Source organism: Actinomadura sp. KC345 (genome assembly GCF_004348515.1).
In the GTDB taxonomy this organism is placed as follows: Bacteria; Actinomycetota; Actinomycetes; order Streptosporangiales; family Streptosporangiaceae; genus Spirillospora.
On the sequence record NZ_SMKH01000491.1, the window covers coordinates 1 to 3273 of the forward strand.

Below are 3273 nucleotides of genomic sequence, written 5' to 3' on the forward strand. Positions count from 1 at the left end.
GGCCAGGGATACGCCTCCGGGCTCTCGGGGGTGGCGAAGGACTTCGGCGTCAACGCCTGACGGCCGTCCGCGCGGGCGGGGCCGCGTGGACGCCCCCGTCCGCGTGGCCCTGCCCACGGTGCGACCGACTACGACATTCTCGTCCACCTCAATCGAGTCCGGGCCGTCACCCTGCCACTGCCGATCTTCGGGAAAATGCCTTGGCGTCCACCATGGACGTGCTCAAAAATGGCCAGATGTTCGACATGGGCAAGATCGACGCGCTGAATTCGGCGACGAAGTATCCCTCGATCCTCACGTACCACGGCCTCGGGGAGCGTGGAGCGCTGACCGAGGAACTGACGACCTTCGACGGCTTCCAGGGCCCGACGTACCTGACGGAGAAGGTCGACGGCACGAACGGCAGGATCGTCTTGCTCCCCGGCTCGGACGACTATTTCATCGCCTCCCGCGAGGAGCTGCTGTACGCCCGGGGCGACCGTGTCGGAAACCCCGCCCTGGGCATCGTTGAGGCGCTGAAGCCGCTGGCGGAGCGCCTCGTGGACGGCCATCGCCCCGACTTCCACCGGCCGATCGTCACGCTGTACCTGGAGGTCTACGGCGGCAAGATCGGCGGTCAGGCGAAGCAGTACAGCGCGAAGGGCGCCGTGGGCTATCGGCTGTTCGACCTCAACTCGGCGGAGATTGACATCCTGGACTGGGAACGCCAGCGCATCTCCTCATGGCGTGATGACGGCGGGCAGGATTTCCTCGACGCCGACACACTGCAGGATGTCGCGGCGAGCCTGGACATCCCCACGGTTCCGTACCTGAGCGTCGTCAGCGGCGAGGATCTGCCGAAGGACGTCGAGGGCATGTCGGCCTTCCTGACCGAACACCTTCCCGCGTCCCATGCGGGCCTGGACGAGACGGCGGGCCGCCGACCGGAGGGCTTGGTGTTGCGCAACCTCGACCGCTCAAGGATCGCCAAGGCGCGCTTCCAGGACTACGAACGCACCTTGAAGCGCCGCAGGCAGCGACGGTAATACCTGGACGACCGAGGGTGCCTTCCAAGTCTGGAAAGGCATGGACAAGCACCAGGTCCGCAGCCGGAAAGAGGTCACCGGCATCGCCGGTGACCTCAGGGCGGTGTCCGAGGAACGGGGGACGTCAGCAGCCGGTGCCCGGGGCGGCCCGGAAGACGGTGTGGCTGCGCGCCACTCTCTGGCCGGGCGCCAGTGAGTAGTCGTAGGGCTTGCTGGTGACGCAGTAGGTGAGGCGGGTGCTGTTCGTGGCCGCGTAGACCGGGATCCCCCCGGCGAAGTAGGCGCTCTGCCCCTCCGCGATCCGGACGACGCGTCCGCCGTTGGCCGTCTCCTGGAAGCAGAGGAATCCGGTCGGGCATGTCACCCGCGCCTGGGCGGTCCCGGCCGCGCCGGCGACGACCGCGGTGCCGGCGACCAGGGCAATGGCGCCGGCGGACAAAATTCTGGACGTTTTCACAGCGGCGATCATGCGGTCTCCCTAGGGCTCGTAGTGGACCTGGATCGAGGAAATCCTGTCGTTCATCCGGGCGCCGACGTTGGGCACCCTCGTGTAGTTGTGCCATGCCGCATGGCGGCCCTGGTAGACGGCGTGTTCCCACATGTTCACGTAATTGCAGCGTGAATGGCCGCCAGACCATGAAGAGATCTTGTCGTTGATGTTGTTGAAGGTGGTCTCCAGGTTCCGGATTCCATACCCTTCGGTGTCGCACGGGCCGTACGCGCCGTACCAGTACTTGGTGAGTCCCCCGTAGTTGGCGTCGGCGTACACCACCAGCAGGAGGGTGTCGGCGGCGGCGCCGACCGTCCCGTCCAGCTCCTGCTTGGATGAGGCGCAGCCTTGCCGCAGCACTCGCGACGACGTTTCGTCGGACCGCAGACGGTCCAGAACATAGGCGCTAGTGAGTCCCGGTGGGCTTTGCGGCGGTGGCCGCCCCGGACGGCCGGTCCGCGGCCGTCGCCGTGCCCGCCCCGACTCCGGACAGGAGAGCGACGGCGCCGAGCATCGTCGTGGCCTTCGAGAACATGCCGTTCATACTTACAACCCCTTTTCCGTGGGAGTAAGCGCCATTCGAACAGCTAACGGCTTCATGCTCGCTTCACTTCTGCTTCACCGCAGATCGCCGGCGAGCCCCGGACTGCATCGGCAGGGCGCCGGGACCGCGATGGTCTACCCGGCGCTCCTGGCCGTGATCGGGGACGTGGCGCATCCGGTCTGGCGGGGCCTGCGCCGGGCCTGACTCGCGGCTTGCGGTTCCGGGTCGTCCATGGACGGTCGAGCATGCACGACTCGCGTGCAGGTCGATGTACGACTATTCGGCCACAAACTAAACAGAAGGGTTCATAGTGACTGATACCCCGGGTTCGAATCCCGTCGGTGGTTGGTACAGGACGGGGAAGGTCGTCACGATCGACGCCCTCGCCGACACCAGCAAGGCGTTCGACCACATCGACGACGTGTCCGAGGAGACCCTCCAGACCTGCTGGAAGGTCGCCAACCTGCTCGTGGACCAGGCCCGTGAGGAAAGGGCACACTCCGCCGGCGATGGCGGTGACATCACGCTCACGGTGAGCATCGTCCGCAAGGGCGATGCCCGGGCCGTGAACATCGAGGTCACGACCCCCCGGAAGGACGGCAGCGCCTCCCTGGGAAGCGGCCAGCTCAGCGAGCGTGACCTGGGCTGGTGGGGTACTCCTGAGGAGGGCACCCTCCTCTGGCTCCAGACCGTCACCAAGGAGGAGTACGCCCGCCGGACGGACACCGGGAAGCTGATCGGAGTCATCCTCCCGATCTCGTAGCCTCCCGGGCATCGATCGCTCGGCCCCCGTTCTTGAAAGCCGTGGAACGGGGGCCGCGCACCCGCCCCTCCCCCTCTGGGGAGGGGCACCCACCAGCGCGAGCGGATCCCAGGATCCGCTCGCGTTTTTCGTCGCTGTCCACCCAGCCCGCGGACCCGGGTTGCAGCGGGCGTGGCCATCGCCACCGTCTGCGGGAACCGCCCGGGGGAGCACCACGATGCGGCGGTCCGGGAGTCATCGGGTTCGGTCTCCGTTGCCCGCCACGCCCGCCCGATACGCCAGGACCACCGCCTGGACGCGGTCGCGGAGGCCCAGCTTGGTAAGGATGCGTGAGACGTAGGTCTTGACGGTCTCCTGGCCGATGACCAGCTCGGTGGCTATTTCGGCGTTCGACAGGCCTTCGCTGATGAGAAGGAGGACCTCGTACTCGCGGGGGGTGAGGGCCTTGAGG

At 67.1% G+C, this 3273-nt stretch carries 7 protein-coding genes; 3 read left to right on the forward strand and 4 right to left on the reverse strand.

Annotated features, from left to right (window positions below; translation table 11 throughout):
- Positions 1 to 212 precede the first annotated feature (212 nt).
- Positions 213 to 1025 carry an RNA ligase family protein gene (locus E1281_RS38685; protein ID WP_131884657.1) on the forward strand — a complete coding sequence of 271 codons (813 nt, stop codon included), beginning with the start codon at positions 213 to 215 and terminating at the stop codon, positions 1023 to 1025.
- Between the two features lie 124 nt (positions 1026 to 1149).
- Here the strand turns inward: E1281_RS38685 and E1281_RS38690 are convergent, their stop codons facing one another.
- Genes E1281_RS38690 through E1281_RS40950 form a run of 3 tightly spaced genes read right to left on the reverse strand, consistent with a single transcriptional unit; the run spans position 1150 to position 2059 of the window.
- A complete protein-coding gene (locus tag E1281_RS38690; RefSeq protein ID WP_131884658.1) occupies positions 1150 to 1494 on the reverse strand; it encodes a hypothetical protein in 345 nt (114 codons plus the stop codon).
- A gap of 9 nt (positions 1495 to 1503) precedes the next feature.
- A complete protein-coding gene (locus E1281_RS38695; RefSeq protein WP_131884659.1) occupies positions 1504 to 1875 on the reverse strand; it encodes a hypothetical protein in 372 nt (123 codons plus the stop codon).
- Positions 1876 to 1921: 46 nt separating this feature from the next.
- Positions 1922 to 2059: a hypothetical protein gene (locus E1281_RS40950; RefSeq protein ID WP_165959307.1), complete on the reverse strand. Its 138-nt coding sequence runs from the start codon at positions 2057 to 2059 to the stop codon at positions 1922 to 1924.
- A 54-nt stretch (positions 2060 to 2113) separates the two neighbouring features.
- On the opposite strand from E1281_RS40950, the gene E1281_RS40955 reads away from it, so the two are divergent.
- Entirely contained in the window at positions 2114 to 2263 is a 150-nt protein-coding gene (locus tag E1281_RS40955; RefSeq protein WP_165959306.1) for a hypothetical protein, read from the forward strand.
- Positions 2264 to 2369: 106 nt separating this feature from the next.
- On the forward strand, positions 2370 to 2822 hold the full coding sequence (locus tag E1281_RS38700; protein WP_131884660.1) for a hypothetical protein: 453 nt from the start codon (positions 2370 to 2372) through the stop codon (positions 2820 to 2822).
- Positions 2823 to 3056: 234 nt separating this feature from the next.
- On the opposite strand, the gene E1281_RS38705 is transcribed toward E1281_RS38700, so the two are convergent.
- Positions 3057 to 3273, reverse strand: a 217-nt coding sequence (locus E1281_RS38705; RefSeq protein ID WP_131884661.1) for a LuxR C-terminal-related transcriptional regulator, incomplete at its 5' end; no start/stop codon positions are given.